This window comes from Hymenobacter arcticus, assembly GCF_054779975.1.
The window spans coordinates 1-2,967 of sequence record NZ_BAAGXF010000040.1 but is presented as its reverse complement, the minus strand read 5'-3'; the positions used below and the strand labels follow the sequence as shown (position 1 = coordinate 2,967).

Below are 2,967 nucleotides of genomic sequence, written 5' to 3'. Positions count from 1 at the left end.
GCACTTTAGGCCCGACCTTTTTGATAATGCGCTGCCGAAGGGCTTAGCGTGTAAATCTGCCCTTTTGCAACAAGAACCCCCTATACGGTGATGCAGGAAGGAATACCGTGGCTGGAATAGGCTAGCCCTAACCCATTTTTACAATTGCAAAACATTTATTTACATGAATAAGTCTTTATTCCTGCGTGTTCGGGCGGCGTTGTTGCCTGTAGTCTTTTTTGCGCTGCTGTACTCCGTGTATCTGCACTTCTTTTACCAGTATCAGCCGCACATGCCTCGCATTTATCAAAACTGGGGCTATCTACTAGGGGCAGTCTTGTTGGTCACGCGAGTCATTAACCTACGGTCCTTGCCCTCGCAAGTCGACCACCGAGGGTTACTCGCCTGGTCCCTTATCGGGTACAATCTGCTTATCGTGCTGGGGGTATGGCTGCTCTTGGGCAACGTCATAGCCATCGCGCAACTAATTCGCCCGTTTGGGGAAAACATGATTGTACACATCTTCTTGCTGATGCTGCTTTCATTGGGTGCTGCTGCTGAACTCCTTTGGACTGATAACGCAAAATCTGAGAATTAATCGAAGGAATGCATATCCTAATTTACATATTATAGAATGTAGTGGCTGTTGCAGAACGCTCTAGACGGTTCAGAAACAATAAGCTAGCTGCGAAGCGCGTGTATAAAGACATGCTCGATAGCCTTTCCAGCCCGGTCCAGCTCGTAGAGTCCTCACTTGTAGATGACGTACCGAGTTCTGCAACAGCCACACATAGTACCGGACATACCTCGGAAAAGTGACGGTTTTGGCCTCCATACATGACCTACTGCCGCTGTGGTACTTTGACGGGGACCAGTCTCCATTTTGGGCGTTTACAAAACGTATCCCTGCGGGCTATTTCGTAAACGAGGAATCGTAGACGGGTTTCTTAAACTCCCCGCACTATAGTGACCTGCTGGCACCTGGCGCTGGTCAGCTGCAGGCGTAGTTACCTTGCAGCGGCCTTTCCTCAAAGGCAGTTATCCGTTTACAATCGCGCATGTTGCTATGGCAGCTCTGATAATCAAATCGTGTTTTCGCAGCGGTGCTGCCACGTTTCTGGCCAATGTGGTGGTTTTACTTCTCCTCCCACAGCTAGGGCTTCTAACGGCTCTCCTCGCCCCAGGATTTGTTTTTGGCTTTGTGTTGCTTGACGATAAGCAGCATGTCTCCAGCGTTAAAAAGCTAAGTTTCTTGCTTATTTCCGGTGGCCTGTTCGTTGCCGCCGCAGTCCTTGTGACGGGGCACTCCTTTGTCTGGCAAAAAAAACCTATTACCTTCTCACTAGCCAGCGTAGCCGGAGCAATCGGGCTACTACTTGCCTATAAGTTTTTGCTCGATAACGCCATTTCCCTCCCGAAGGGCATACCCCTGGTTGTCGGTGCAGGCCTCTTAGCTGCGGCTGTCCCCACCCTTGTCCTGTTACCCAGCTGTTATTGGCTGGAACAGTGGGTTGCAATTGTTGGTGTTTCCAGTGTCTACCTTACTTGGCAAACGTTGTTTGGGTGGGTGCTGCATAAGGCCAGGGTTCCCGCCATAGCTTCTTGATTTGGTAGAGGATATTATCTTAGCCCAGTACTACGATTCACAGAAACGGTGGTTTAAAATAAGGCAAAGCCTCTTTTACATGTTGTAAACGGTCGTGGCTGTTGCAGAACTCGGTTTGCCCCTGGTACAGGCGGCTGACGCGAGCCAAACGGAGATAAAAAGGCTACCAAACGGGCTACTGCCCCCCGTTCAACCGCTGTCCTACTCTGTTGCCGAGCCAATTAGGTGGTTCTGCAACAGCCACGGTCGTTTGCAGCATGTAAAAAACTGGAATACAAAGTGGTATTACCTGTATAAGTCAGTACATTAAATGGCAGCTTTCGGAATTGTAATTGTTTACTTCATCTATGGAGTGCTTGGGCTTTTTGCACTGTATGGAATAAGACGTTGGTATAAAGCAGATTCCTCGCTCCAAAAGGCCTCTGCTATCGTACAAACAGGTTTTGGCATTGGGTTACTACTTCTCCTCGTGGGAATGAGCTTCTACAGGCACAGAAAGGATGAAAATGCGTACATCGGCACCTATATGCTAACCGCTTATCCTGAATGTCCTACTTGTGTACTTCACTTAAATTCCAATAATCAATACGAAGTGCGTCAAGGTGACCTAGTGAAAGAGCAAGGCCCTTGGTACTACGAAAGCGGTGGTGATTACTGGATTGTTCATATGAACCATGGGCAGCTAGGACTTGGGATGTACGAGTATGACTTTGACGCCCGTAAAAACTGGAGTCAAAAACATATAAAATAGCTCGACAAGTTTGAATAGCAAGTATGACAAAGCGGTTTAAATTATTTGTATCTAGAAAAAATAATAAAATTATACCATATTGAAAATTATTAACTTATACCACTTTTCCCAGCCTTGTTTTAGAACTAATCTTATGTTAAAGAACAAAACCTAGAACAAGAGGGAATAAATTGCACTTCCCCACTACCCCTAAAATCCTGTTTACCCTAGCCTGAAAAATAGCCCATGATGACCTTGCCGAAACCGACCAAAGCCGAGCAGCGCGCCGAAGAAGCCGACCGGCAGGAGGCGCTTACGCGCTACGAACAGGTGCAAGCGCAGCTGCGCGCCGACAACCTGCCCGAGGCGCTACGGCTGGTGTGGCATGTCGGAAGCCCGTACCGGGATGAGGCCGTGAAAGAAGTGGCCCAGGCCCAGGTGCAGGCCGACGACTTGCTAGGTTCCGTGGCCACGGCGCAGGGGTTGCGCTACGCCGACACCAAAGGCGAGGTGCTGGCCGCAGTAATCCAGGTACTTTTGCAACGGGGCGACATAGCCGGGCCGCAGTGGCTGAGGTTCTTGTTGCAAAAGGGCGGATTTACATGCTAAGCCCTTCGGCAGCGCATTATCAAAAAGGTCGGGCCTAAAGTGT

4 protein-coding genes are annotated in these 2,967 nt (G+C 49.1%); all 4 read left to right on the top strand.

The window, feature by feature from the left end; all coding sequences use genetic code 11:
* Positions 1–163: 163 nt before the first annotated feature.
* The 4 genes from ACYVGC_RS24915 (at position 164) to ACYVGC_RS24900 (ending at position 2,924) form a co-directional block, all read left to right on the top strand.
* Positions 164–577 carry a hypothetical protein gene (locus ACYVGC_RS24915; protein WP_460586558.1) on the top strand — a complete coding sequence of 138 codons (414 nt, stop codon included), beginning with the start codon at positions 164–166 and terminating at the stop codon, positions 575–577.
* 468 nt (positions 578–1,045) lie between these two features.
* Positions 1,046–1,585, top strand: a complete 540-nt coding sequence (locus tag ACYVGC_RS24910; RefSeq protein ID WP_460586557.1) for a hypothetical protein — start codon at positions 1,046–1,048, stop codon at positions 1,583–1,585.
* Positions 1,586–1,895: 310 nt separating this feature from the next.
* Positions 1,896–2,336, top strand: a complete 441-nt coding sequence (locus ACYVGC_RS24905; RefSeq protein ID WP_460586556.1) for a hypothetical protein — start codon at positions 1,896–1,898, stop codon at positions 2,334–2,336.
* Positions 2,337–2,561: 225 nt separating this feature from the next.
* Positions 2,562–2,924: a hypothetical protein gene (locus ACYVGC_RS24900; protein ID WP_460586555.1), complete on the top strand. Its 363-nt coding sequence runs from the start codon at positions 2,562–2,564 to the stop codon at positions 2,922–2,924.
* Positions 2,925–2,967: the final 43 nt, after the last annotated feature.